Below are 306 nucleotides of genomic sequence, written 5' to 3'. Positions count from 1 at the left end.
ATCTCCGCCGTAGGTTTTTTCGGCCAGGATACTCAGCGTAATTTCGCCGGGAAAATTTACGTCGCCTGTATTGTTCATGAAGAGTGTTTTGAAGGCATTGCCGCTCGTCTGGTCAGTGAGCGCTATCAGCCTGATTACGTCATTATTGGCGAAGCTTCTGAACTGAATCTGAAAATCGGCCAGCGTGGTCGTGCTGAAATTGTGGTTGAAACCTTTGGTAAACCTGCCCACTCCGCCAACCCGCAGGCAGGAATTAACGCGGTGTACAAAATGGCGCAGTTGATCGACAAAATTCGCACCATCACT

At 49.3% G+C, this 306-nt stretch carries 1 protein-coding gene; it reads left to right on the top strand.

What is annotated here, in order from left to right:
- A partial coding sequence (locus FDX22_RS00360) for a peptidase dimerization domain-containing protein (RefSeq protein WP_146716560.1) occupies positions 1-306 on the top strand: 306 nt, incomplete at both ends.

Origin of the sequence: Citrobacter sp. TBCS-14 (assembly GCF_005280805.1) — a bacterium.
Classification (GTDB): Bacteria; Pseudomonadota; Gammaproteobacteria; order Enterobacterales; family Enterobacteriaceae; genus Citrobacter; species Citrobacter gillenii.
This window is presented reverse-complemented; position numbering and strand designations above follow the sequence as displayed.